Below are 23,204 nucleotides of genomic sequence, written 5' to 3' on the forward strand. Positions count from 1 at the left end.
ATTTGAATATTAATTTAATACGAATGTCATCTCTACTTTTGCACCGTTTCGGGTAAATAACAAATTGTCGGTCAGAGTCATCATCAGATACAAACCTCTGCCTGTTGTTTTCATTAAATTTTCAGGAGTTGTGGGATTCGGAATGTGACTGAAATCAAATCCTTCTCCTTCATCTTCAACTGTTATGATCATTTCCCGGTTATTCATAGCAGCCGTCAATTTTACCGTTTTTTTTGAATCTTTTTTATTTCCGAATAAAATAGCATTGTTTACGGCTTCTATTACCGGAAGCATTATTCTGACCCGTAAATTTTCCTCTATCCCGAATTTATCAATCAGATTTTCAATGAAATCTTCAACTTCCGGAAGATTGTTCAAGTCTGAAAATATCGTAAGCTCTGATTTACTCATTTGATCATATTTTAATTGTATATCTTATCTCTGGTTATCTAAATTTTACATATAAATTAAAAATATGGGACAATTGCACCACCTATCGTATACAAAATATTTTTTCATTCGTAACTCAATTTATAACTATGAGAACTAAGATAGAGTTAGACATAATTGCTCGGGTGAAGAAAATGAGAGAAGTGCACGGATATACACAAGAAGCTTTATCTTATGCTCTTGGGTTTGAGCGTACATTTATCAATAAGTACGAGCGAGGGCTTAGGTGTTATAATTACAATCATTTAAATGCCTTAGCTAAGATATTCAAATGCTCTCCTCGTGATTTCCTTCCCGAAAATCCTATATAAAAATCATTACTATAAATCAATTCAGTTGGAGAAATACGTGCAAAGGGCGCGAATTATATCCTCTATTTCGCGAGTACCGTAGGTATCGCCAAACACCAGTCTCTGCCCGCTCATAGATTCAATAGTTCACGCCCCATAGGGGAGTTAAACTATTTTGTTAAATCATCTGGCAGAGAAAAAAATTTGGCGATTTTACGATACTAGATTATAAACAAAAAGTTTTAACTCTTTAATTTTTATATTTAATATTTATTCTATTTCTGTTTCTTTTTCTTATTTTTAATATTGATTACATTATGCAAAATTAAAATAACTAAGTCTATTTGCAAATATAATCTTCTTATTTTAGTATAATATATATATATGTTATGTTGTTTTTAAAGGAAGATTATTGGAATTGATAATGTGCTTTACGCTTCTGAAAGAGAGATATATGGACTAATCGGTTGATCGTGTAGAGAAAGATGATTTTACTAGATACAAAAAAAGTATTTGATATGTTATGAGACACATCAGATACTTTTTATGGCAGAAAATAAACAATTTAAAGTGGTAATTATTGAGGAACAATTTTAGTTTCCTCTTGGCGTTGGGTGTAATAAAATATACAGGTTACTTTTTGCAGGTCCGGGTACATATTTAGCCGGATGTATTTATATTGAGGTAATGCCTGCAACAATCTGTTGCGTTCGGCGTCATTGTAATTCCGGTTTATAATCCGGAGAATTGTTGTTTTGTCCGGGAGATCGGAATCACTGACCAATTTACGCAGGCCTGTCCAGTCTTCATTTATCATGTTGACGACAATGTGTTCAGGTGGGAGTAATTTACTTTCTTCTAATTGTTGTTTGATCGATAGGGCTCTTTGACCGGCCAGCCAGGCATTGAAATTCATATTGCCGATAGGTGAGCTGCTTCCGGTAATAACGATTTTATTTAATTTCATATCCGGATTGTTCCGGAGTGAATTTATCAGATCTTTCATAGCTTGCATACGTTCTACATTGCCGACATATTCCGGAGCGTAAAAATCCTGAGCAAGCGGATAGTAGAATTTAAATACAGCCACTTTCTCCGTTGTTACGGTATCTTTGGTGTATTGAATGGCTTCAGGCGTACTAACTAATTCCGGACCGGGGCCTTCGGGAAACCAGATAGCTCCATCTGCCAGGATGAGGGTTGCAGTTTCTTTTTCCCGGTCGCAGGCCTCTAAAATAATATCTGCCTGTAATTTTGACTGTGCCATCCACACTTGAAAGGGAATAGTGTCCGATAGTTCTATTTGCATACTGTCTTTCTCCGCTTTTAGATAAATGGCATTCGGAATCTCCCGGTAGTTACCGTTTAATTCTTCCAGTCTTTTCTCTTGCCGGATATTTTTGCGACCGCTAATGACGAGTGTAGGTAAGTCATAACGGTGTCCGGGTGTCAGAAAATAGGGCCTGTATATCAGCCGGGCACAAGAATGAATATAATGTGGCGGGATATGCAGAGTATAAGCGATCTTAATCGTATATGGATCGGTTTGCTGATCGACGAATAGCTGCAATTTTTGGGGTGAGACAGTCACTCCCGGACGTTTGTCGGTTAAACGTGCAGCACTGCATAAAGACATAATGCATATAATTCCGAAACATACAGTTATAAACCTGTTCATTTTATCTGGCTTTAAAAAGGTACATAAAACTGATACTTAATTTGGTCGGTCCCCAATAATTACGGTGTCCTGAATCGATAAACCGTCCGCAGCGGTTCCGTAGGTATTTATCGTAGTCCAGATATGCATATCCGACGCCGATTTCTGTTTCCAGATTCCAGTGTTTTCCGATGATCCATTGATAGCCGTATGATACACCGCCGCCTGCAAACCAACCTTCATAGCGGTATTTTTCCAAACCTCCGTTGTATTTTCCTCCATGGGCATGTATGCCGATGAAATGTCCCATAAAACGCCGGCAGGTCCAGTAACGCCATTCGGGTTGTACTGCCCAATGCATGATCTTTTTGTTATCGCTAAAGCGGAAAGGATTGTAGGTCGCTGTTAAATCGAGAGTCTGCCGGGGTGCGAGTGCCATTTCTCCGCCGATATTCAGGGTAGTTGTAGCCCAATAGGCTGCATTGGTCTTTACGGCCCATTTCTGACCGTAAATCATTCCCGAAGTGAAGCAGAACAGTAACACGAGTATCTTTTTCATGTTGTTTTTTAGTTTATGAACCGTTTATTTTCCAGAATGTCCCCTTTTAATACGATGTGGGGGTACTCCATCCTCCGCTGAGTTTTAAATTATCAACGCCGAGTAACGGAAGGTTAAGCGGAACGGAGATGGTAATATTTTTAATCGGGCTGAGAACGAGATTTAAAATCGTATTGAGTATGGGTAATCCTCCTAATATACCGTTAATGTTAGCAATTTCCGTAAGTTGGACGGTGACACTGAGTGAATGGTTACCGTCGGTTTGTTGTGTATATGACTTCAAGCCCAGATCCAAAAGCGAATAGTCGGCCTTGTAACGGCGATTGGCAGGAACATTATAGGATAGCGGATCGTTGATATCGATAAATGCTCCGTTTAATAAAAGCGGACTGTCTACAATTCCGTCGAATACGACCCCACTCAACAAGCCTTTTTTTATTACATTGATTTTTCGTATATCGAATAAGCTGGAAAAACCTTTAATATACAAGCATTTTTGAGCAAAGAAGGTGTTGTTGACAAAATCGTAGCGGAAGTTGTGGAGTCCGGTGTATTTGTCTGTTACGTTCAGGTTGAAATCGATGGTTTTGGGGAAATCGTTGATTGTGACAATGGCCGTATGTGCCTGGCTGAATTCCCAGGGATTGAGCAGTTCTCCCAAAACTCCTAACAGACCGTTTTGATTCTCATTGGCTCCCAGGGTCGTACCGATCTGATTGACCAGTTGTTTTAGGAGACGGTTGTACAGCGTATCCGTAACCGGTTGTATCAGATTGGCAACAATCGGATTGACAATGGCATCGATACCTCCGAGCAGGCCGATCGTAATTCCGTCGACTCTGCTTCCGACGATATTTTTTATTTCTGTTGTCAATAGTCCCTGGGCTGTATTTTGAATGATATTTTTATACCCGATTTGGGTAACGATGTTATTGACCAGTTTGTTTAAAGCATCCTGTGCGTCTACGACATTCCGGTGTACATTCATCATCCCGATGATTCTTTGCAATAGAATATAGGGCGTCGGTGAAACATCTGAAAAAGTAACATTTGCCCAATAATATTCGGAATTATTTCGGAATTCGGCATTGGGTAAGGCTATCCGGGCATTGCTGTAGGTGGTGGTATAATTCAGTAATATATCCTTGTAGTTTACTGCAGCAGAAGAGGTGGCATAAGGGAATTGCGTTTTTTCAGTATTCCCTAAAAAAACAGCCCGGTATGACCCTTTGGGCAGTGTGTCTTTTTGGGCGGCAAGAGGCCATTGGGTACTTGTACCGTTTTTTGAGAACACCAGGCGTTCCTTGACAAATTCTCCGGTAGATTTGTATAAAATATAGCGCAAAGATTGTACTCTGGAGGTGGTGTCGTTGATGGCAGCCCGGCTATCCGGAGAAAATCCGGAAAAAGTTACGACAAAATACCCTTCAGGTATATCTGCATCAGGAACCGGAGTAAATTCCGGATCATCTTCGGATGGCAATAATTCCGTTTTGCCGCAACCTGATAATAGCAGCAGGGCCAATAATCCGATGAGTGTCAAATGTAATTTCATATCAATAATCGTAAAAGTCAAGGTGTCGGGTTTATGCCGTCCCAGACATCATCTTCCAGGTTGATGTCACGGGTGATGACAAACCCGTAATTTATTTTGTCGTAGCCGGCAGAAACGATGACAGCATCGTTGGGGAGTAACATCAGTTTCCCGCCTTGTGTAACATTGGAATCTTCGATATACATCGTATATCGCTGGGTTAAAGAGCCGAGACCGATGTCCAGGTAAAAAGTCAGTTTATTGGTTTTGCCTGAAGGCAATAGAAATACACCGAAATCGACAGTCCCGTTGACTACGTTTTGTTGACGGATGACCCGGCTTTCATTATCTCCGGTCGTCTGTATAACTGTAATTGTCGTATCTGCGACCCGGATTGCTTTTACCATATTGTCGGCCAGTAAGGTTACTGAGTTCACATAGGAAGGAATATTGGTAATCTTCACTCCCAGGCCGCTGACGATACGTCCGAGGGTACCGCTCAGGGTAACTCCGTCGTCCGGAACGAATACAGTACCTAGTGTCGTACTTCCCTTAGAGGCAGTTCCATAACAGATAAAAAATTCAGGAACTTGATTGGGTAATTTCGGATAAAGTTGGAAATTCGCCAAAGTCGTCGGTAACGGTTGTGCCGAAAGAATCACCCGGTTACCACTACCGGAAGGGTTATTATGGTCGTAGTCTGCATGATTGTAACCGATAACCAATATCTTGTACGTTTTCGAGTTCTCGAGAGTGAATGATAGATTTGTAGATGGAAATACCGGAATATTATATTGCCGGGCAAGGGGCCAGACCGGAATAAAGTTGTCGTTTTGTGTATCGGGTAATGACAAATTTACTTTTTGGAAAGGGAGGACCAGGATCCGGTCTACCGAATGTGTCGCCACTCCGATATCCGATGATGTACGGGTACTCATGTCGGTATTCAGTGATAATTTCACCTCTACCAATCCTTTTTCGTTGAGTAGCTTATCGTCCGAACAAGCGGACAAACTCCAGCATAATATGCCCAACCACCAGATGTAGTGTATAACCTTTGTCATTCTATTTCGGTTTAATATTGTCCGGTCCGTTTATTGTCGGTAATAGGGTTGTCTGAAAAGTTTTTTTTACCCGGTAAATAATGGTGTCGTGATATAAACATCACTATTCCGGACTTTTCAGACAACCTTAGAATTTTAGTTGATAGTCAGATTATGAATGGTATTCCAGTTGGGATCTACCGTTATAACGATAACCTGATCTTTTAATAAGTCTACAGGAGCGTCGTCATCTCCGGGATCAGGAGTACCGCCACCGGTGACATCACCTTTGCTTACTTTTTGTCCCAGGCCATAAAAATGGTTAGCCGTAATATTGAACGTCGTGTTGCCATTGTCTTGTACACTCCAGGTTTTCAGGGCATTTCCGTTGGCGTCGTACAATCCTAATGTCAATGTAATATTACCGACGGGCAGCATGAAATTACCGTATAGTTGAGAATTGTCGACTTTTACGACTCCTTGTGCCGATAAATCGTTGCCGGTATAAACCCCTAAATCCGTATTTTTGGCTTGTCCGGAGAGGTCTGCATTGATCAGCATATAAGATGCATTCGTTGGGTTGCTTCCGTTACCGGTGGCCAGGATGACAGCCGTATCTGCATTTGTGAAAGTCAGACGTAAATATTTTACGGCACTCCCGTTTATATCGTAAGGAACATTTTTAAAATATCCCAATACACCGGCCACTTTCCGGGTCATTTGCATGGTTATCCGAATCCCTTGTGAAGATACCGTTACCGGTTTTGTTCCGGCGAAAATTTCAGATTCTTGCCCGGGAGTAGTTATGTGGGCAATCATATCGTTTATTTTGGTTGTGCCGACAACCGGTGTGGGAATTCTGTAGTTGTCCGTAGCCTCTCGTCCGATAGCCAAAAACTGGTAGTCGCCGGCAGTCAGCTTGTCGTTGTCCGGAACAGCAAAACGCATGAAGCTTGAACCTTTATTCCAACCCGATACGGTATAGGTTTTCAGGTAAAAATAGTCGGATGAACTGGCATTATAGCTAAAAACATAGATACTCACCCTTTCTATTTCCTGTATAGCCTCCTGACTATACAGCGGTCGTGTACGGGTTATTGCATTTCCGTCCGTCGGCTCATTTACTGCCGTTAGTTCGATAACCTGTCCTGAAGGTTCGTCTATTGAGGTGCCTTCCTCTTTTGAGCAAGCAAATATCAGTATACTTGCCGCCATTATTAAAAAAAACTTTTTCATCATTTGTCGTATTAGATTAATATTCATTCCAAATCCATATTGTGTTGTTGACTCCATCCTCCATCAGCGTATACCCATATTTCAATGCCACCTTCGGGTTTATAATTTATTTTTACGGATGAGATTTCATTTCTTTTTATTTTCAGAACGATGTCCGGCAAATACATAAACGGTCGTGTCGCGTCGGAACTGTAAAAAGCCAGTTTTAAAATCGATTCTTCATTTGCAGGCGTAGGGGCCGCATATAGGGACAGATTGGTAAGAGAAGACTGCTCCCGGGTAAAGAGTTTATTTACGGACGTTTTTACGGCATAATTCAGGGCGGGGTCCGTTTCTCCGTATACATTTTGCAGTTGCAGGCCAATTTGACTGACACTGTCCGGAACGCCTTCCAGTTGAATCATCAGATAACCTTTGGTCCGTTGTAATTCAACGGAGTGGTTTGTCGCTTTCGGATGGAAACTCAACGTATCTCCGCCTACATAAATATCAGTGCCTTCTGCTCCGTTCGGATGTAAAATCCGGCGTGAATCCGGGATGTCTGTCCTGGAAGAGGCTATTGTATTCCCAGATATGTCCAATATGTAATCTCCCTCTTTAAATGAAGGGAAAATAAGGGATGTTGTCTGGTCATTATGAGTGACCGGTTGTGCTGAAACGGTCGTTATCGGATTACCCGTAGTTTGTTCCAGTAAGCTGTATGAAAGATCCCTGACATACATTCTGAACGGCAGTTGCTCATCTACAGGAGAAAGACCTACAAAATCGCTGATATTGAAATAGTTTTTGTCTTTGACTTCCACTGTTACAGTGTAATCAAACGAACATTTATCCTTATCTTGTTCTTTTAGACAAGAGCAGAGACAAACAGATAGTAGTATGCCGATATAAGCAAATTTCATTTCATAACTTTTTTCTTCGTTACAAAACGAATTGTATGGAATTATGTTTATTGTTTGAGTGTTAAAAAACGGCTATACATATGAATAATCAGTAATTTTTCAGAGAGTATGAAAAATGCAGGCAGAAATAGGATTGTATTTCTGCCTGTAAAGAATCGCCGGGGGCTTATTTTATTGTCGGGCGGCATGATGTTTTTTCCGGAACAGCAGTAAGCCGATAATGGTGATCAGTCCATTGACCAGAAGTATTTCAAAGCCAAAACGATAGCCGTTGAATAGAGTGGTGGAGTAACGGTCGATCAATACGGTTAAAACAATCGATAGAGCTGCGATATAAGGGATGGCTTTATCATATACCTGAGTTTTATATAAAATACCGATAAAGAACAGTCCGAGTAACGGACCGTAGGTGTAGCCGGCAAATTTGAATATCGCATACACGACGCTTTCGTTGTGAAAGGCATTGAAAGCTACGATGACTAGTGCCACGATGACGGCATTGGCGAGATGTGTATAAAACCGGATGCGTTTTTGTTGTTGCTCGGTTTTGTTTTGTATGCCGTAAATATCCACGGTAAAGGACGTCGTCATGGCAATAAGGGCTGAGTTGGCACTTGAGAAGGCTGCAGCAATGACACCCAGCATAAAAAAGACACCGGTGGCTGCCGGTAGATATTGGGTTGCCAATAAGGGATAAATACTGTCGGTTTTGGCCGGAATAGGAATGCCGTTGATATTCATATAAATAAAAAATAATACTCCCAGACAAAGGAATATGAAATTGACAGGAATAAACGCGAGACTGAATGAAAGAAAATTCTTTTTGGCTTCTTTTATGTTTTTAAGGCTGAGGTTTTTTTGCATCATATCCTGATCGAGTCCGTTCATTACAATGGCGATAAAGATACCCGCTATGAATTGCTTCCAGAAATTGTTCGGGTTGGACCAGGGATCAGAGAAGTCGAATATTTGTGACTGTGGGTTCCCGGCAATTGCCGATACCATATCTCCGAAAGAGAAGCCGAGGGCTTTCTGAATGGAAAAAATCGTAAATATAACGGCAAAAATCAGGAAAAATGTTTGTATCAAATCTGTCCAGATAATGGTTTTGATACCTCCTTTAAACGTATAGGCCCAGATGATGAATACAGAAAAAAAGGCGTTAAAAATAAACGGAATATGCAAGGGTTCGAATATGGTGATCTGCAATACAAGGGTTACGATAAACAGTCGGAAAGCAGCCCCGATGATTTTGGATAAAAGAAATAGTACGGCACTCGTTTTATAGGCTTTATACCCGAATCGTTTTTCTATATAGGTGTAAATGGAGGTCAGGCTTAACTTGTAATAGAGGGGAAGCAATACCTGGGCAATAATCAGGTAGCCGGCAAAATTGCCCAATATAACGGCCATATAAGTCATTTTGGCGGGTGAGGACACCCAACCCGGTACGGAGATGAAGGTGACGCCGGAAAGAGTGGTCCCTATCATGCCGAAAGCTACGGCCCACCAGGGTGATTTATTGCTGCCTTTATAAAAATCTGCCGTGTCTGAATGTCGTGCCGTATACCACGAAATCAATAGCAGCATTACAAAATAAGCGATTAGAATGGAAATAGAAAACCAGGCATTCATAATTGTTCTTTTTCAGGGATTCGGAGATAACGGACGACGATAAAGGCTGGAATAGTACAAAGCATTACCCATAGAAAAAAACGGGGATAGCCTTTTGCTTCCTGTATGTAACCGGAAATCATTCCGGGCAGCATCATACCGAGAGCCATAAAGCCGGTACAAATCGCATAATGGGCTGTTTTGTATTTTCCCGCACTGAATAAAATGAGAAACAGGGTATAGGCCGTAAAGCCAAGGCCATAACCGAATTGTTCTACAGCAACACAGGAAGATATAAGCAATATATTTTCCGGCTGGGCATGAGCGAGCCAGACGTATACCAGGTTGGGTAAATTCATGGCGGCGGTCATCCACCATATCCAGCGTTTTAGACCGTTACGGGCGATAAGTATTCCTCCTGTAATGCCGCCCAGGGCCAGTGCGATGACACCGACAGTTCCGTAGATAAATCCGACAACGGAAGTTGAAAGCCCCAGGCCTCCGGCCGCGCGTTCATCGAGCATAAAGGGGGAAGCCAGTTTTAGTAATTGAGATTCTGCCAATCGGAACAATAACATAAACGCCAGTGCAATACCGATGTGGTCTTTTCGGAAAAAGCTGGCGAATGTATCCCAGAATTCCTGCCATATATTTTTCCCGCTTGCAGCACTGCGGTCTTCTGTGGGCCGGGGGAGTACAAACAGGTGATAAATGAAAAACAGAATAAAGAGAACGGACAGGAAGCCGATGGCAATTGCCCAGGCATAAGCGACGGGCATCTGTTTTTCGAGTTGTCCTGCCAGCATGACGGCACCGCCTTGGCCGACAATGAGTGCTAACCGGTAAAATGTGTTTCGTATGCCGACAAAATAAGCCTGGTCTTTGGGGTGGAGACCGATCATATAAAACCCGTCGGCGGCTATGTCGTGAGTTGCAGAACTGAAAGCCAGCAACCAGAAAAAGACCAGCGAGTACCGGAAAAAGTCCGGCCCGGGTAAAGAGAGGGCTACTCCTGCCAAACCGGTTCCGATAACCAGTTGCATGGTCGTGATCCACCAACGTTTGGTTTTGAAAAGGTCGACGATGGGACTCCACAGGGGCTTGATAACCCATGGCAGATAGAGCCAACTGGTGTATAAAGCCAGTTCGCTGTTGGAAATTTCCATCCGTTTATAAAGAATGGCAGAAACGGTTATGACAACGATATAAGGGATGCCTTCCGCTAAATAGAGGGAAGATATCCAATACCACGGGTTTATCTTGTCGGACGATTTATTCATAAGCTTTTAATATGTCGGTACCGGGAAAATAATGTTGCAGAATTTCCCGGTAATTATATCCTTTGGCACTCATCACTGCTGCGCCGATTTGACAAAGTCCTACGCCATGTCCCCAGCCGGCACCGCGTAAACGGAAACCGCTGGTTTTTCCGTTCTCCGTTATTTTCTCGACGGTAAATGCTGAACTGTATAAATGAGTCGGCGAGAGGGCTTTCCGGATAAGCAGTTCTTTACCGATAATCAATGTCTTCCGGGTACCCGTTATTTTCAGCCGTATCAATCGCCCCGACGCTCCTCTTTCGATAGGAATGAGATCGGTGACGGTCCCGAAATCGATGGATAATTTTTGTCTTATCAATTCGGAAATTTCTTCGGTTCGGTAAGAGACTTCCCAACGGAAAAAATTTGTGGTTTCCCGGTCATAATCATTCAGTACTTCAGATAGTATATGGGTGTCGGTTGTGTTGCAGAATACGTCCGGATGACTTTCCACCCAGCGGGCGGTGTCACTTTCCCGGTGTATGTCGCATTGTCCGGGTTGCTTCGCGCCGTCATAAATAGCTTTGAGATAAGGATGGGGGCGGGGCTCCCATACATTTTCAAAACTTTCGGTAATACCTCCGCAGCATTTGGAGAAACGGGCGTCGCAAATCGTGTTGTTGTAATAAAGCACCTCTCCTCTGGTGGCGGCGATAGCTTCGCGTACGGCGGCTGTCGTCGCTTTTTGTATCCCTTGATAACGTTGGCAATGATCATCGGCACAAACGTCAAAATTCGTATGATCTTCCCGGTCAAACCAACGGATGTATTCGTCTTCCTTATGGATGGAAGATCGGTAACCGGCATGATCCCGGCGAATGGCTTTTGCCTTATTTTGCTGAGCCAGTAACCAGCTGCGTGAAATGACGGCATGGGTTTTCAATAACTCCAAAGAGGACGTCGCACTCATTTCGGACGAGATAACACTTTGCAAATAATCCTCAAGGTCGAGGATATTGATAACCCTTACCTGGCCGGATTCTTCAATGCAGGAGAGTGTGCCCTGGAATTGCTGGTTTTCTTTGCGTTCCCAGTGAAAATCAATGCCGATAGTCACGTCTGCCAGCTCGAAAAAAGAGGTGGCAGGCTCCACAGGACTGAAAGTTACCGGTAAGTTTACCGGTTCTTCGGTTGAATCTGCTTGTATGAAAAAGTCCTGTCCTTTTCGTATGAGGTCTATTTCTCCCCGGTAAATATTTCCGTTATCGGATCTTTTGTATGCGCCGTTGAAACGGACTTTTATTTCAGGTCGGGCGAGTATGCCTACTTTTATTTCCATATTATCTGTCGCTTAAGTTCCTCCGTGCTGCGATTTCTGAAGAACGGATCCAGTCTTTGTAATAATTGTTTTTATTTTCCTGCTGGATACTGAGTGCAGCATCCGAATTACCTTCCCATCGGCGGCACAGGTATAGCGGTTCGAATATCCGGGCAATACGGTGACTGCGCGAAACGGCCAGAACTGCTGCGTAGTCTTCGCCGTAACTGGTATCGGGAAAACCGATATCCCGGATGATGGGTGTAAAAAATGCCCGAGGAGCACCAAATCCGTTGATGCGTAGTGCGTTGTTAGGTCCGTTTTCCGGGGTCCATTCCCGGTGATCGATCAGACCGGGCGGGATTTCCTGAAGCCGGAAATCGACCATACGATAGGAACCGATAACGGCAGCGGCTTTTTCCCGGTAGAAAGCGGTTACGATGCGTCGGATAACAGACGTATCGATATACAGGTCGTCGCTGTCGAGTTGTATGCAGAACCGTCCGCAGCGGGAATCGTGCAATGCCAGATTCCAGCATCCGCCGATCCCCAGGTCGGTCCGGTCGGGGATCAGGTGCACCAGTCTCGGATTTTTCCGGGCTATATCTTCCAATATCCGGGTTGTTCCGTCGGTGGAATGATTGTCTACGGCTAATACGTTAAAATCAAAATCTGTTGTTTGCTGCAGGGCAGAATGTACGGCATCGGCAATGGTCCGCTCCCGGTTGCGTACGGGGATGATAACGCTGGCTTCTACCGGAAAATTTCCGGTAGAAAAATCGGTGTCTTTTCTCATGGGGGGAAGCCAGGCTCTTGTATCTTTCAGATAGCGGGTACAGGCCTGCTCCATTTCAGTTTGCACTTCCCGGTTACGTGGGTTTACATAGTCAAATTGCTTTTCTCCGGTTCTGCGGATATCCTGTTCTTTTTCCGTATAGAGATATTCCGGAATATGTACGATATTGCCTTGCAAAGATAATTTCAACCGTAAATCGTACAGGGCTGCAGCATGGTAATGGATTTGCATAAGGGCAACCGCTTCCTTAAATTGCCGGGTGTCGATGAACCACAGCGAACCGAAATTGAAATCATCCCGTAGGCTGCCTTGTTGGTAACCGATCAGTGGGTGAGGACATATCTGGCCGTTTTTATCTTCATAATAATCGGCATATACGAAAGCTGCAGAAGTGGCCCGGGCTATTTGAACAAATCGCTTTAAAGCCGTAGGCTTTAACCGTATCGTAGTCGGTTTGTTGGATAGTAATAAATAGGGCGTATCGCAGATATCCGACAGCCGGATCAATGTTTCTGTTTGACAGAGAGATCCGCCGCCTGTCGGCTGTAAATGGGGCAGAGGTGAAGACTCTCCTGCCAGATAAACGGTTTTTACCTCCGGATAGCCGGAAAATTCAGTGTAATTTTTCCGGATGTCTTCCGTGTGACTACCGGTGATAAAGCAAGTAATTATTTTTTCCATAAACGACGCAGCTTACTTTATATTTTGCACGAAAACGATAACAAATTTAAACGGTAAAATTTATGCGGCGATAAATTTATCAAATATATGGCTTTTCCTGAAATAAATTCCCGTTTTCGGTTTTCGGTTTTTAAGATTGTTCTATCTTTGTTTAGAAGAATAAAGTAGTGCGATATGACTTATGTAATTGCAGATAGCGGTTCGACGAAAACGCAGTGGTGTGTGGTAAGTGACGGGAAGGAAGAAATGTATCATACGACGGGTATTAATCCGATGTATTTGTCGGAAAGTGAGATTGTCGGCTTGTTGGAGCGGGAATTTGCGGGGCGGCCCCGTCAGGTTGGCCGGGTGTGGTTTTACGGTGCCGGTTGTGCTTTCCCGGAAAAAAATGAATTTGTAAGAAGGGCGTTGTGTCGTTGTTTCGGAACGGCAGAGGCTGAAGTGATGACGGACCTCGAAGGAGCTGCCCGGGCACTGTGTGGCTGTAACCCCGGTATTGTCTGTATTTTGGGTACGGGGTCTAATTCCTGTTATTATGACGGAGAAATGATTCGTGAAAATGTTTCTCCTTTGGGATTTATTCTCGGGGATGAAGGCAGCGGGGCAGTCCTGGGAAAGAAGTTGCTGGCGGATGTGTTGAAAGGGGTGGCTCCGGGAGAAGTGAAGCAACTGTTCTTTCAGGAAACCGGACTGACGTATGCAGAATTAATGGACCGGATTTACGGTCGCCCGTTAGCCAATCGTTTTTTGGCTACTTTTACTACGTTCCTGTCTGCGCATATCGATATGCCTTATATAGAGGGACTTGTTTCCGGCAGTTTTGACGAATTTATCCGGCGTAATATACTGCAATACAAAATGGCGCAGCAATTGCCGGTATCCTTTACCGGAAGTGTTGCCTGTGTTTTCCGCCCGCAACTGGAAAAACTGTTATTGCAAAATGGCTTACAGCCGGGGAGGTTTATGCCGGCCCCCATGCAGGGGTTGATTACATATCACCGGGACAGATCCTGAATTTCAGATTTCATTTGAGGGAAAATAAGATTTGGAAATTGGGAGAAAACGGCGGACCGGATAGAAATTGTAGTTTTGATTTTTGGGGGTGTAACAAATCTGCCGGTTCCGGATTCAGTTGTGGAGTGGACGGAATCCGGAAGTCCGCTAAAAATCGTAAATCAAAAATCCTGTTTCTGCATTTGTTCCAGCACCGGTCTTAAAGAGGCGTAGGTTTTCGGTAAAATGTGCGAAATATCGGCGGTTTTCAACCAGAATACTTCTTCAATATCTTCTTCGGTTTGTGGTGTCAGATGTTGGATAGGGGGGCAGTGCATGACAAACCAATAGGTGTGTTTCAGATGCCATTGCCCGTCCCGGTAATAGATATGCCAGGTATCGTTCAGGGGAATGTCTGTTTCCAGACCCTGTACACCGCATTCTTCGGTAACTTCGCGGACGGCACATTTTTCCGCATTTTCTCCGGGTTCGATATGTCCTTTGGGCAGATCGTACATGCCAAGCCTTTTTATCATAAGTATGGTGTCGTTTTGCCGGACGACACCTCCTGCTGCCCCGACTACTTTAAAGCAGGCTTTGAAATCTTCGAACAAACGGCTGATGTCCCGGTGATAAATCGTGATATGAAAAATTTCGTCCTGCTGTAATCGGGTGTAAATGTGATTGCAGGTCGTTGCCCTATCTGTATGGACGAAAGAGTCCGGAACATTTTTTAACCGGGATTGGTTATCGGTTAACAGAAAGGAGGATTCTTTAAAAAATACTTTGTACATTTGCGGTGTTATATTGGTTTCGGCCTTTAGGGGAAGAAACGACATAATGAGCATTGAATAATAACCTTACAAAAATAGTAAAAATGAGTACAGTTGCTGAAAATGTAGCCTTACATTTATTGAAAATCAAAGCAATTAAACTGGAACCCGCTCATCCGTTTACCTGGGCTTCCGGTTGGAAATCTCCGATTTATTGCGATAACCGGAAGACCTTGTCTTACCCGGAGGTACGTTCGTATATCCGTGATCAGTTTGCGGCTGTCGTACGCGAAAAGTATCCGCAGGCTGAAGTAATTGCCGGAGTTGCTACGGGAGCGATTGCCCAGGGGGTATTGGTAGCTCAGGAACTGAATTTACCTTTTATATATATACGTTCTTCTGCAAAATCGCACGGATTGGAAAATCTGATCGAAGGGGAATACAAAGCCGGACAAAAGGTTGTGGTTATTGAAGATCTGATATCTACGGGCGGTTCCAGCTTACAGGCTGTCGAGGCGTTGCGGAAAGCCGGTTGTGAAGTGTTGGGTATGGCGGCGATATTTACTTATGGTTTTCAGAAGGCAACCGATAATTTTAAGGCAGCCGCTTGTGAATTGACAACGTTGAGTAATTATAACGCGATGATCGATCTGGCCGTGAAGACGGGATATGTACAGGAGGCCGATGTCGAGAAGCTGAAAGAATGGCGGAAGAGCCCGGAAACATATCAATAAAAATCAGAAAGACAAGACATCACAGGGGAAAGTTGATAGCGTGAATGTTATGAAATGTTTTATTTATGGCAGAAGTAAAAATTGTAAGCGAGATTGTAAAAATTGACAGTACGATCGATAGCGTATATTCCTTTTTGTCGGATTTCAATCGTATCGGGACAGTGGTGAATATGGCAAAGCAAATGGGGGTAGGACAGGAGCAGATGAAAGAGGTGAGTGATAAGATCGAGGATATCCGTTTTGAAGAGGATAGATGTACTTTTAAAGTAAAAGGACTTGGGGATGTAGCAGTAAAAATAATAGAAAAAGAAGAACCTAAGCTGATAAAGATCGGGGGAGACGGGAGTGTGTCTTTTGAGTTTAACCTATGGGTACAGTTGCTGGAGAACGGTCCTTACGATACGCGCTTGCGGCTTACTTTTCTGGCAGAAATGAATATGATGCTGAAAATGATGCTGAAAGGAAAATTGGAGAAAGGAATCAATCAGTTGGCGGAGGGACTTACCAAAATTCCTTATATGATGTTTAAATAAAAAAAGCGAATCGGAAGATTCGCTTTTTTTATTTCAGGCTCTTAGTTGTTGTGCATTGAGGTGGCTGAGTCGCTTCTCTGCATAAGCTTTGGTTACTGTAATGCTTTTTTGAGTCCCCGAGGGCACCTCATACATCAGATCAGTCATGATGGCCTCGCAAATAGAGCGCAATCCGCGTGCCCCGAGTTTGAATTCGACAGCCTTGTCTACAATATATTCATATACCTCTTCATCGAATTTCAGGGCAATGCCGTCCAATTCGAACAGCTTGATATATTGACGGATAATAGCATTTTTCGGCTCTGTCAGGATATTCCGCAATGTTGCCCTGTCCAACGGTTCCAGATAGGTCAGAATCGGAAGCCGGCCGATGATTTCCGGTATCAGTCCGAAAGCTTTCAAATCCTGGGGAGCGATATATTGTAAGAAATTGTCCCGGTCGATCATGGCATTATTCTGGCTGGCATTAAATCCGACTACTTTGGTATTCAGGCGTAATGCAATTTTACGCTCGATACCGTCGAAAGCGCCTCCGCAGATAAACAATATGTTTTTTGTATTTACGGGAATCATTTTTTGCTCGGGATGCTTACGTCCGCCCTGGGGAGGAACATTTACAACCGAGCCTTCCAGTAATTTCAGAAGTCCTTGCTGCACCCCTTCTCCGCTTACATCGCGGGTAATCGACGGATTGTCGCCTTTGCGGGCGATTTTATCCAGTTCGTCGATAAATACGATTCCTTTTTCAGCAGCTTCGACGTCGTAGTCGGCTGCTTGTAACAGGCGGGTCAGGATCGATTCGATATCCTCTCCGACATACCCCGCTTCCGTTAATACCGTAGCATCCACAATCGTAAACGGCACGTGCAGCATTTTAGCAATGGTGCGGGCCAAAAGTGTTTTTCCGGTTCCGGTGCGTCCGACCATGATGATATTGGATTTCTCGATTTCCACATCGTCGTCCTGTCCCTTTTGGGTGAGTCGTTTGTAATGATTGTATACGGCAACAGCTATGTGTTTTTTAGCCTCGTCCTGTCCCACGACATATTGGTCAAGAAAAGCCTTGATCTCCATCGGTTTTTTTACTTCGATATTGTTCAGGTCGAGAGTCGATTTACTCTTCATCTCTTCTTTGACGATCTCGAAAGCCTGGGTAGCACACTGGTCGCAAATAAATCCGTCGGTTCCTGCAATCAATAAGTCGACTTCATTGCGGAAACGACCGCAAAACGAGCACTTATCCTGCATTTTCATTCTTTTTTTCTCTGATTAATACTTTATCGATCATGCCGTAGTCCATCGCTTCCTGGGCAGTCATCCAGTAGTCACGATCGGAATCTTTTTCTACTTTCTTATAAGGATTACCGGAATGGTCGGCGATGATTGTGAACAATTCTTTTTTCAGTTTTTGTATTTCCCGGGCTGTGATCTCGATATCTGAAGCTTGCCCCTGGGCTCCTCCCAGCGGCTGATGGATCATGATGCGGGAATGGCGCAAAGCCGAGCGTTTTCCTTTTGTACCTGCGGTCAGCAGTACGGCACTCATAGAAGCTGCCAGGCCTGTACAGGTCGTTGCAACATCACACGATATGTATTGCATGGTATCGTAAATCCCCAATCCGGCATAAACCGATCCTCCGGGGCTGTTGAAATAAATCTGGATGTCTTTTCCGGGATCGGAAGTTTCCAGAAACAGCAATTGAGCCATGATAATGTTGGCGACATCGTCGTCGATAGGTACACCGAGGAAGATAATGCGGTCCATCATCAAGCGGGAAAAAACGTCCATTGAAGCAATATTCAATTGACGTTCTTCAATGATATTCGGGGTTAAATAGCTATTGGTCACAGATTGGAATTTTTCCAGTGTCAAACTGTTGATCCCTTTGTGTCTTACAGCATATTTCTTGAATTCGTCTTGTGAAAACATATTCTATTTTTTTAATTCAGACGGCTAAATTACAAAAAACTAACCGAACAAAAAAAGATTTTCTACATACCGTGTTTTATACTGGCTTTGATCAGAAGTTTGTTGACAGGATAAGAGGTCAGGAAACCGGCACACATGGCGAGTTGCATGATAAACCAAAATTCCCAGGAGGTTTTCGGTGGAAGGAAACCGCTGTTGAATCCGAAAATAAACAGAGCCATGCAACCGTACATACCTGTTTGCCAGGCAGTGAGTGAAAGAAAATCGACTTTAAATGCTTTCCAGATACCCTGAAATATCGGTAAATGTTCCATTGATTGTATCGCTGCATATTGAAAAAATATACCGATGATTAAGGCCAGGATATAGTCGAGTACCCATTGGCCGGCCAGCAGGCTGCCGCCGATATACAGAGGGATAAAGAAGGTGAACCATTCCCCGGTGATATCGGCTAATGAGCATCCGGCTCCGCAATGAAGTGTCGAAAGGGTTGTTTGCTGCCAATGGGGGCGGATGGTTTTATTATTTATGTGATTTCTGTTCATTTCAGACCTATCCATTCCGGGCATATCGTTCATATTCATCGAAGAATCAGAACGCGCGGATGCTTTCCCGAAAGCATAATAGGCCCACAGGGCCAGCCAACTGGCCCAAAGTCCGGTCAGTGGCCATACGGCTTCCATGATTCTCATCGGTTGCGGGTGTTTCCGTATATGCAAGGCGATAATTCCGGCACATACGAAACCGGATATGACAAAAAAAGCTGAGATAATCTGAAGGGTTGTCATTGTATTTTTGTTTTTTTGTTTAACGAAGTTTCCGGTAAAAGGTTGAATGCTTAAAGGAAAAGTATAACGTTTGTTGTTCTGTTGCTTTGGTTCGGGACGATGTATATGTGTCGGTAAAAAAGACACAACAGCTTTTTATGATACTTGTGATTTTTCACTTTCCAAGCTAAAATATATGGCGTTTTACGATGTTCTTTTTAAAGAATGTAAACTCACGGGAACGGATTTTTCTTCCTGCAATCTTTTTTCCTCTTTTCGTTTCGGGCAATGTCAGATGCGTTATGTCAATTTCAGAAAGATGAAAATGATAAAAACGTCTTTTACAATGTGTGATATGGCAGGTGCGGATTTTGCAAATGCCAATCTGCAAGGAAGTTTTTTCGGACAATGTGATTTGTCCGGAGCGATGTTTCATAATACGGACCTTACGGCGGCCGACTTTTCTATAGCCTATAATAGGGTTGTTATTCCCGGAAATAATAAGCTGAAAAATGCCGTTTTTTCCCGTTTCAACATAGAAGGGTTAGTTGTTCATCTGGGAATTAAACTGAAGGGTTGAATGAAAGATGTTGATTTGTAGATAAATAGGGTGTGAGCTGCATTTTTTCGGATCGATGTCGGCTGTCGCTTCCTCGCGATATATGAGGTCGTCTATAGTTCATTCTTGTCTGTAAAATCTGCCGGATCTGGCCTGAAATTGTAAACCGGCAATGAAAACATGAGTCTAAAATAAAGAGGGAATCAGCAAAAATGCCTATTAAAATTTGAGAAAGAATGTTCATTTTTGCAGCGAAAAAAATGATAAAAAAATGAAGCGATTTAAATTAACGGAAGATTGGACGGCTACGGTTGTCGGGTGGTTGATTATTTTATTGATTGTGTGTCAGTTTAAACCGACTTGGCCTTCGTTTGCATGGCCGGATGCAGAAATATTGTTGAATAAGGTAATAGCCTTGGATAATGTCGGGCATTCCCTGATCGTATTCGGTTTTATGTTTTGTCTGGCGTTGATCGCCGGTTTGTTTTCCGGTAAGAGATGGACTGCAGTGGTTTACAGTTTCCCGGTCGTCTTTTTGCTGACGTTGATAGCGATGGTTGTCGGCGGCAATAAATTTTTAAAGACCTGGGGATTCGAAACCGTGATATTCAGTTTATTGCTAGGACTTTTTATCAGTAATATATTTACCTTGCCGAAATGGTTGAAAGATTCGCTTTCTTCTGAACTTTTTGTAAAGATCGGATTGGTATTGCTCGGAACAAATGTTTTATTCGGTGATTTACTTGAAGCGGGAGCTCTGGGATTGATCCAGTCTTGTGTCGTGGTGTTTGTGGTTTGGAATTTTTGTTTTTGGCTTTGCCGGAAAATGAAAATCGATAAAGAAATGGCTTTGATGTTGTCGAGTGCCGTATCTATTTGCGGTGTGTCGGCAGCGGTTGCTACGGCCGGAGCTATCAAGGGAGATAAGAAAAAACTGTCTTATGTCGTGTCGCTGGTAATGGTGGTAGCGGTGCCTATGATTATTATATTACCTGTACTGGCGAAGTTAATGGGGTTGTCGGAACCGATGGCCGGAGCCTGGATCGGAGGTACGATCGATACGACAGGAGCTGTTGCGGCTACGGGGGCAATTTATGGGGACGTAGCTTTGCAGACGAGCACGATTGTAAAGTTTTCACAGAATGTATTGCTGGGAGTGGCTGCTTTTGCCATCAGTATTTATTGGTCGTATACGAAAAAAGAAGGTGTTGAGGAAGAAAAACCGGGTTTAAAGGTGATTTGGCTGCGGTTCCCGAAATTTGTCCTGGGTTTTGTGGCTGCTTCATTGATTTTTTCCTTTGCGGTATCACCTGAAGTCGTCAAAGAGACTACTCCTATTTTGAAAAATATTCAGGGGATGTGGTTTGCTTTGGCGTTCACCTCGATTGGTCTGGAAACCGATTTCCGCAGTTTACTGACCTCGGAAAACAGGCGCTCTACCTATGCTTTTATCGGCGCACAGACATTCAATGTGTTTTTTACGCTTTTAATGGCTTGGTTATTGTTCAGCGGAATTTTGACTGCATAAGGACAGAGCCCCGGTGAAGGGGCTCTGTGTTTAATATTTCAGGTGATCGGGCAACGGGGGCATTGCGCCGTCTTGTGTACAGACATAGGCTGAAACTTCTACAGCCAGACGATGGGCTTCCCGGAGATTCCGGTTTTTGAGCAAGGCTGCACAGAACGTCGCCGTGAAAGAATCTCCGGCACCGACAGTATCCCGTACCTGTATACGGGGAGTTTCGTAAAACGAATTTCCCTCGCAGGTAAATACATAACTGCCGTTTACCCCGCAGGTCAAAATCACTATTTTCAGATCGTAATCCGAGCGCAGAGCGTTGCAGATAGCCTGAGTATCCGTTTGTTTATAACCGAACATATTCCGGATAATCACTAATTCTTCATCGTTTAGCTTCAAAATGTTGCATCTGCGGAACGATTGTGCGAGTATTTCCCGGTTATAAAAATGCTGCCGGAGATTGATATCGAATATTTTATATTGTTTGTCTCCGTCTGGCATACGGTCGAGAAAGCGGTTTATCGTGACGCGGGACACCTCTTCGCGTTGCGCCAGCGTACCGAAACATACCGCATTGGTTCGGGCTGCGATCTCTTCCAGTTCCGGGGTATAGGCAACATTATCCCAAGCCACTTGCTGTTTGATTTCATAACACGGAATCCCTGCCTCATCTAAATGAACCAACACACTGCCCGTCGGATAATCGGTTTGTCGGATACTGTAATTTAATTTTTTCATTTTCAGGTGTTCCAATATCTCCCGACCTGCATTGTCGTTACCGATTGCACTGACAACACAACTGTTTAATCCCGACTGACCGGCATGATAAGCAAAATTGGCGGGAGCACCTCCCAGTTTTTTTCCTTCGGGTAGCATATCCCATAGAATCTCTCCGATTCCGACGATAAGTTTGTCCATGATTGATCGTGTATGTATAAAATCGTCTCTAAATTACTAATTTTTCAATGAATCTGATTCGATGGGAGGAGGAATGATAACCATAAGTTTCCTCTTTTAGTTAAAATTTCTTATTCTACGCAACTTCTGTTGTTTTTATACATCTATTAAACAGAATTTATGAACAATAATGAAAAAATAAAAGCATGAAAACGGCGAGTATAATGAAGACAGAACAGGTTGCTGCAAATAAAAACAAATCTTTTTTTAAAGGATTTACAAAAGCGAAGTATTTGTTTATTGCATTTTTTACTTTGTTGTTACTGAATATACTGTTATCATCTTGCGATGACGACGGTTATAGTCTAAACGATCTTTACGGAGATTACGGTGTCGTAAATAAAGAAGGGAGCTCCTATACGATCAGTACTGATTTAGGAGCGGTGTTATTTCCGTCCGCCTCGAATGTTTCTCCGAATTATCTGGAAGACAAAGACCGGGTTATTGTTACTTTTTCAATCTTGGGAGATGCTGACACCAGTAGTATGTACGATTATTATGTGAAAGTTGTGGATGTTTATAAAGTACTGACGAAAGATGTTATTCCTTTTTCCGCCTCTATATCGGATAGTTTGGGAAACGATCCGGTAATATTGGATAAGGCTTGGATTAAACACGATTATCTGACTTTCGATTTTGTATTCGGCGGGGGACTGCCCGGTTTGAAACATATGGTGAATCTGGCACAACACCCGCAGAAAACCGAGGATGGACGTATTCTGCTGGAATTCCGTCACAATGCATTCAGAGATATGAGTAATTATGCCTATCGTGGAGTCGTGGCTTTCCCGGTCTCTTCCATTCAGACAGAGGCACAGGATTCTGTACAGCTTCGTATAAAATACCGGGAAAATGGACGGGATAAGCAATACGATCTTACCTGGTACAAGGATGAACCGCAAAATTCCGGTGATAAATTGTATTCTATAACAGGAAAACGTTATCAATCAGAGAGTCTGAAATAGAGTTATAGATTGTAGGTTTGTTATGTGTAATTTTTTAGGTGAAAAATTTGCGGTTTAAAAACAAAGGGCTATCTTTGTACCCGCAAAAGAAACAACAGTTCTTTGATAAGATGGGGAGATACCAAAGCGGCCAAC

At 43.2% G+C, this 23,204-nt stretch carries 23 protein-coding genes; 7 read left to right on the top strand and 16 right to left on the bottom strand.

The genetic code is table 11. The annotated features are described in order from the left end of the window. Window positions 1-9: 9 nt before the first annotated feature. Window positions 10-411 carry an ATP-binding protein gene (locus DD657_RS01355; protein ID WP_021986887.1) on the bottom strand — a complete coding sequence of 134 codons (402 nt, stop codon included), beginning with the start codon at window positions 409-411 and terminating at the stop codon, window positions 10-12. A 173-nt stretch (window positions 412-584) separates the two neighbouring features. Here DD657_RS01355 and DD657_RS15175 point away from each other — a divergent pair, with 173 nt between their 5' ends. After that, window positions 585-761, top strand: a complete 177-nt coding sequence (locus tag DD657_RS15175) for a helix-turn-helix domain-containing protein (RefSeq protein ID WP_227461775.1) — start codon at window positions 585-587, stop codon at window positions 759-761. 556 nt (window positions 762-1,317) lie between these two features. Here DD657_RS15175 and DD657_RS01360 read toward each other — a convergent pair. The 10 genes from DD657_RS01360 to DD657_RS01405 all read right to left on the bottom strand — a co-directional run bounded on the left by DD657_RS01360 (window position 1,318) and on the right by DD657_RS01405 (window position 13,339). Continuing rightward, on the bottom strand, window positions 1,318-2,418 hold the full coding sequence (locus tag DD657_RS01360) for an OmpA family protein (protein ID WP_287048134.1): 1,101 nt from the start codon (window positions 2,416-2,418) through the stop codon (window positions 1,318-1,320). Between the two features lies 1 nt (window position 2,419). After that, window positions 2,420-2,956 carry a DUF3575 domain-containing protein gene (locus DD657_RS01365; protein ID WP_118774331.1) on the bottom strand — a complete coding sequence of 179 codons (537 nt, stop codon included), beginning with the start codon at window positions 2,954-2,956 and terminating at the stop codon, window positions 2,420-2,422. A 46-nt stretch (window positions 2,957-3,002) separates the two neighbouring features. Beyond that, window positions 3,003-4,511: a hypothetical protein gene (locus tag DD657_RS01370; RefSeq protein WP_287048137.1), complete on the bottom strand. Its 1,509-nt coding sequence runs from the start codon at window positions 4,509-4,511 to the stop codon at window positions 3,003-3,005. Window positions 4,512-4,528: 17 nt separating this feature from the next. Then, the gene (locus DD657_RS01375; protein WP_287048138.1) at window positions 4,529-5,554 is read right to left on the bottom strand and encodes a hypothetical protein; all 1,026 of its coding nucleotides are present in this window, start codon (window positions 5,552-5,554) and stop codon (window positions 4,529-4,531) included. A 135-nt stretch (window positions 5,555-5,689) separates the two neighbouring features. Next, a complete protein-coding gene (locus tag DD657_RS01380) occupies window positions 5,690-6,769 on the bottom strand; it encodes a FimB/Mfa2 family fimbrial subunit (protein WP_287048139.1) in 1,080 nt (359 codons plus the stop codon). A gap of 23 nt (window positions 6,770-6,792) precedes the next feature. Beyond that, window positions 6,793-7,671 carry a hypothetical protein gene (locus DD657_RS01385; protein WP_273134940.1) on the bottom strand — a complete coding sequence of 293 codons (879 nt, stop codon included), beginning with the start codon at window positions 7,669-7,671 and terminating at the stop codon, window positions 6,793-6,795. Between the two features lie 171 nt (window positions 7,672-7,842). Beyond that, the gene (locus tag DD657_RS01390) at window positions 7,843-9,306 is read right to left on the bottom strand and encodes a sodium:solute symporter (RefSeq protein WP_287048142.1); all 1,464 of its coding nucleotides are present in this window, start codon (window positions 9,304-9,306) and stop codon (window positions 7,843-7,845) included. Then, window positions 9,303-10,565: an MFS transporter gene (locus DD657_RS01395; RefSeq protein ID WP_021986733.1), complete on the bottom strand. Its 1,263-nt coding sequence runs from the start codon at window positions 10,563-10,565 to the stop codon at window positions 9,303-9,305. Before DD657_RS01395 ends, DD657_RS01390 begins: the two co-directional genes overlap by 4 nt. Further along, the gene (locus DD657_RS01400; protein WP_287048145.1) at window positions 10,558-11,883 is read right to left on the bottom strand and encodes a SpoIID/LytB domain-containing protein; all 1,326 of its coding nucleotides are present in this window, start codon (window positions 11,881-11,883) and stop codon (window positions 10,558-10,560) included. Before DD657_RS01400 ends, DD657_RS01395 begins: the two co-directional genes overlap by 8 nt. Window position 11,884: 1 nt before the next feature. Then, window positions 11,885-13,339 (bottom strand): glycosyltransferase family 2 protein, encoded by a 1,455-nt coding sequence (locus DD657_RS01405; protein WP_118774339.1) that lies wholly within the window; start codon window positions 13,337-13,339, stop codon window positions 11,885-11,887. A gap of 174 nt (window positions 13,340-13,513) precedes the next feature. Here DD657_RS01405 and DD657_RS01410 point away from each other — a divergent pair, with 174 nt between their 5' ends. Next, window positions 13,514-14,353 carry an ATPase gene (locus DD657_RS01410; protein WP_287048147.1) on the top strand — a complete coding sequence of 280 codons (840 nt, stop codon included), beginning with the start codon at window positions 13,514-13,516 and terminating at the stop codon, window positions 14,351-14,353. A gap of 161 nt (window positions 14,354-14,514) precedes the next feature. Here the strand turns inward: DD657_RS01410 and DD657_RS01415 are convergent, their stop codons facing one another. Further along, window positions 14,515-15,126, bottom strand: coding sequence for an NUDIX hydrolase (locus DD657_RS01415; RefSeq protein ID WP_287048149.1), 612 nt, complete (start codon window positions 15,124-15,126; stop codon window positions 14,515-14,517). An 83-nt stretch (window positions 15,127-15,209) separates the two neighbouring features. On the opposite strand from DD657_RS01415, the gene pyrE reads away from it, so the two are divergent. Next, window positions 15,210-15,839 carry an orotate phosphoribosyltransferase gene (gene pyrE / locus DD657_RS01420; RefSeq protein ID WP_068690542.1) on the top strand — a complete coding sequence of 210 codons (630 nt, stop codon included), beginning with the start codon at window positions 15,210-15,212 and terminating at the stop codon, window positions 15,837-15,839. A gap of 65 nt (window positions 15,840-15,904) precedes the next feature. Further along, complete coding sequence (locus DD657_RS01425) at window positions 15,905-16,372, top strand: hypothetical protein (protein ID WP_287048151.1); 468 nt, start codon at window positions 15,905-15,907, stop codon at window positions 16,370-16,372. Window positions 16,373-16,405: 33 nt separating this feature from the next. Here DD657_RS01425 and clpX read toward each other — a convergent pair whose 3' ends face one another. The 3 genes from clpX to DD657_RS01440 all read right to left on the bottom strand — a co-directional run bounded on the left by clpX (window position 16,406) and on the right by DD657_RS01440 (window position 19,090). Next, the gene (clpX, locus tag DD657_RS01430; protein WP_068692222.1) at window positions 16,406-17,620 is read right to left on the bottom strand and encodes an ATP-dependent Clp protease ATP-binding subunit ClpX; all 1,215 of its coding nucleotides are present in this window, start codon (window positions 17,618-17,620) and stop codon (window positions 16,406-16,408) included. Further along, the gene (clpP, locus tag DD657_RS01435; protein WP_021986741.1) at window positions 17,610-18,302 is read right to left on the bottom strand and encodes an ATP-dependent Clp endopeptidase proteolytic subunit ClpP; all 693 of its coding nucleotides are present in this window, start codon (window positions 18,300-18,302) and stop codon (window positions 17,610-17,612) included. Before clpP ends, clpX begins: the two co-directional genes overlap by 11 nt. A 62-nt stretch (window positions 18,303-18,364) precedes the next feature. Then, window positions 18,365-19,090: a DUF4396 domain-containing protein gene (locus DD657_RS01440; protein WP_287048153.1), complete on the bottom strand. Its 726-nt coding sequence runs from the start codon at window positions 19,088-19,090 to the stop codon at window positions 18,365-18,367. Between the two features lie 298 nt (window positions 19,091-19,388). Between DD657_RS01440 and DD657_RS01445 the strand changes: the two genes are divergently transcribed. Both DD657_RS01445 and DD657_RS01450 read left to right on the top strand, forming a co-directional pair. Then, the gene (locus DD657_RS01445; protein WP_502696211.1) at window positions 19,389-19,649 is read left to right on the top strand and encodes a pentapeptide repeat-containing protein; all 261 of its coding nucleotides are present in this window, start codon (window positions 19,389-19,391) and stop codon (window positions 19,647-19,649) included. A gap of 250 nt (window positions 19,650-19,899) precedes the next feature. Continuing rightward, a complete protein-coding gene (locus DD657_RS01450) occupies window positions 19,900-21,156 on the top strand; it encodes a YeiH family protein (protein WP_287048155.1) in 1,257 nt (418 codons plus the stop codon). A 30-nt stretch (window positions 21,157-21,186) separates the two neighbouring features. Here DD657_RS01450 and DD657_RS01455 read toward each other — a convergent pair whose 3' ends face one another. Beyond that, window positions 21,187-22,065 (bottom strand): carbohydrate kinase family protein, encoded by an 879-nt coding sequence (locus DD657_RS01455; RefSeq protein WP_287048157.1) that lies wholly within the window; start codon window positions 22,063-22,065, stop codon window positions 21,187-21,189. Between the two features lie 185 nt (window positions 22,066-22,250). Between DD657_RS01455 and DD657_RS01460 the strand changes: the two genes are divergently transcribed. After that, on the top strand, window positions 22,251-23,069 hold the full coding sequence (locus DD657_RS01460) for a NigD1/NigD2 family lipoprotein (protein ID WP_068690529.1): 819 nt from the start codon (window positions 22,251-22,253) through the stop codon (window positions 23,067-23,069). The last annotated feature ends 135 nt before the right edge of the window (window positions 23,070-23,204 follow it).

The sequence above is a fragment of the Culturomica sp. genome (assembly GCF_003524185.1).
In the GTDB taxonomy this organism is placed as follows: domain Bacteria; phylum Bacteroidota; class Bacteroidia; order Bacteroidales; family Marinifilaceae; genus Culturomica; species Culturomica massiliensis.

Excerpts from the sequence above, each read along its gene's own strand:
- DD657_RS15175 (WP_227461775.1), top strand. The coding sequence starts at position 585 with ATGAGAGAAGTGCACGGATATACACAAGAAGCTTTATCTTATGCTCTT.
- DD657_RS01390 (WP_287048142.1), bottom strand. The coding sequence starts at position 9,306 with ATGAATGCCTGGTTTTCTATTTCCATTCTAATCGCTTATTTTGTAATG.
- DD657_RS01355 (WP_021986887.1), bottom strand. The coding sequence starts at position 411 with ATGAGTAAATCAGAGCTTACGATATTTTCAGACTTGAACAATCTTCCG.
- DD657_RS01365 (WP_118774331.1), bottom strand. The coding sequence starts at position 2,956 with ATGAAAAAGATACTCGTGTTACTGTTCTGCTTCACTTCGGGAATGATT.
- clpP (WP_021986741.1), bottom strand. The coding sequence starts at position 18,302 with ATGTTTTCACAAGACGAATTCAAGAAATATGCTGTAAGACACAAAGGG.
- DD657_RS01460 (WP_068690529.1), top strand. The coding sequence starts at position 22,251 with ATGAAAACGGCGAGTATAATGAAGACAGAACAGGTTGCTGCAAATAAA.
- DD657_RS01415 (WP_287048149.1), bottom strand. The coding sequence starts at position 15,126 with ATGTACAAAGTATTTTTTAAAGAATCCTCCTTTCTGTTAACCGATAAC.
- DD657_RS01380 (WP_287048139.1), bottom strand. The coding sequence starts at position 6,769 with ATGAAAAAGTTTTTTTTAATAATGGCGGCAAGTATACTGATATTTGCT.
- DD657_RS01450 (WP_287048155.1), top strand. The coding sequence starts at position 19,900 with ATGAAGCGATTTAAATTAACGGAAGATTGGACGGCTACGGTTGTCGGG.
- DD657_RS01360 (WP_287048134.1), bottom strand. The coding sequence starts at position 2,418 with ATGAACAGGTTTATAACTGTATGTTTCGGAATTATATGCATTATGTCT.
- DD657_RS01385 (WP_273134940.1), bottom strand. The coding sequence starts at position 7,671 with ATGAAATTTGCTTATATCGGCATACTACTATCTGTTTGTCTCTGCTCT.
- DD657_RS01410 (WP_287048147.1), top strand. The coding sequence starts at position 13,514 with ATGACTTATGTAATTGCAGATAGCGGTTCGACGAAAACGCAGTGGTGT.
- DD657_RS01425 (WP_287048151.1), top strand. The coding sequence starts at position 15,905 with ATGGCAGAAGTAAAAATTGTAAGCGAGATTGTAAAAATTGACAGTACG.
- DD657_RS01405 (WP_118774339.1), bottom strand. The coding sequence starts at position 13,339 with ATGGAAAAAATAATTACTTGCTTTATCACCGGTAGTCACACGGAAGAC.
- DD657_RS01445 (WP_502696211.1), top strand. The coding sequence starts at position 19,389 with ATGAAAATGATAAAAACGTCTTTTACAATGTGTGATATGGCAGGTGCG.
- DD657_RS01455 (WP_287048157.1), bottom strand. The coding sequence starts at position 22,065 with ATGGACAAACTTATCGTCGGAATCGGAGAGATTCTATGGGATATGCTA.
- DD657_RS01400 (WP_287048145.1), bottom strand. The coding sequence starts at position 11,883 with ATGGAAATAAAAGTAGGCATACTCGCCCGACCTGAAATAAAAGTCCGT.
- DD657_RS01395 (WP_021986733.1), bottom strand. The coding sequence starts at position 10,565 with ATGAATAAATCGTCCGACAAGATAAACCCGTGGTATTGGATATCTTCC.
- DD657_RS01375 (WP_287048138.1), bottom strand. The coding sequence starts at position 5,554 with ATGACAAAGGTTATACACTACATCTGGTGGTTGGGCATATTATGCTGG.
- DD657_RS01440 (WP_287048153.1), bottom strand. The coding sequence starts at position 19,090 with ATGACAACCCTTCAGATTATCTCAGCTTTTTTTGTCATATCCGGTTTC.
- DD657_RS01370 (WP_287048137.1), bottom strand. The coding sequence starts at position 4,511 with ATGAAATTACATTTGACACTCATCGGATTATTGGCCCTGCTGCTATTA.
- pyrE (WP_068690542.1), top strand. The coding sequence starts at position 15,210 with ATGAGTACAGTTGCTGAAAATGTAGCCTTACATTTATTGAAAATCAAA.
- clpX (WP_068692222.1), bottom strand. The coding sequence starts at position 17,620 with ATGCAGGATAAGTGCTCGTTTTGCGGTCGTTTCCGCAATGAAGTCGAC.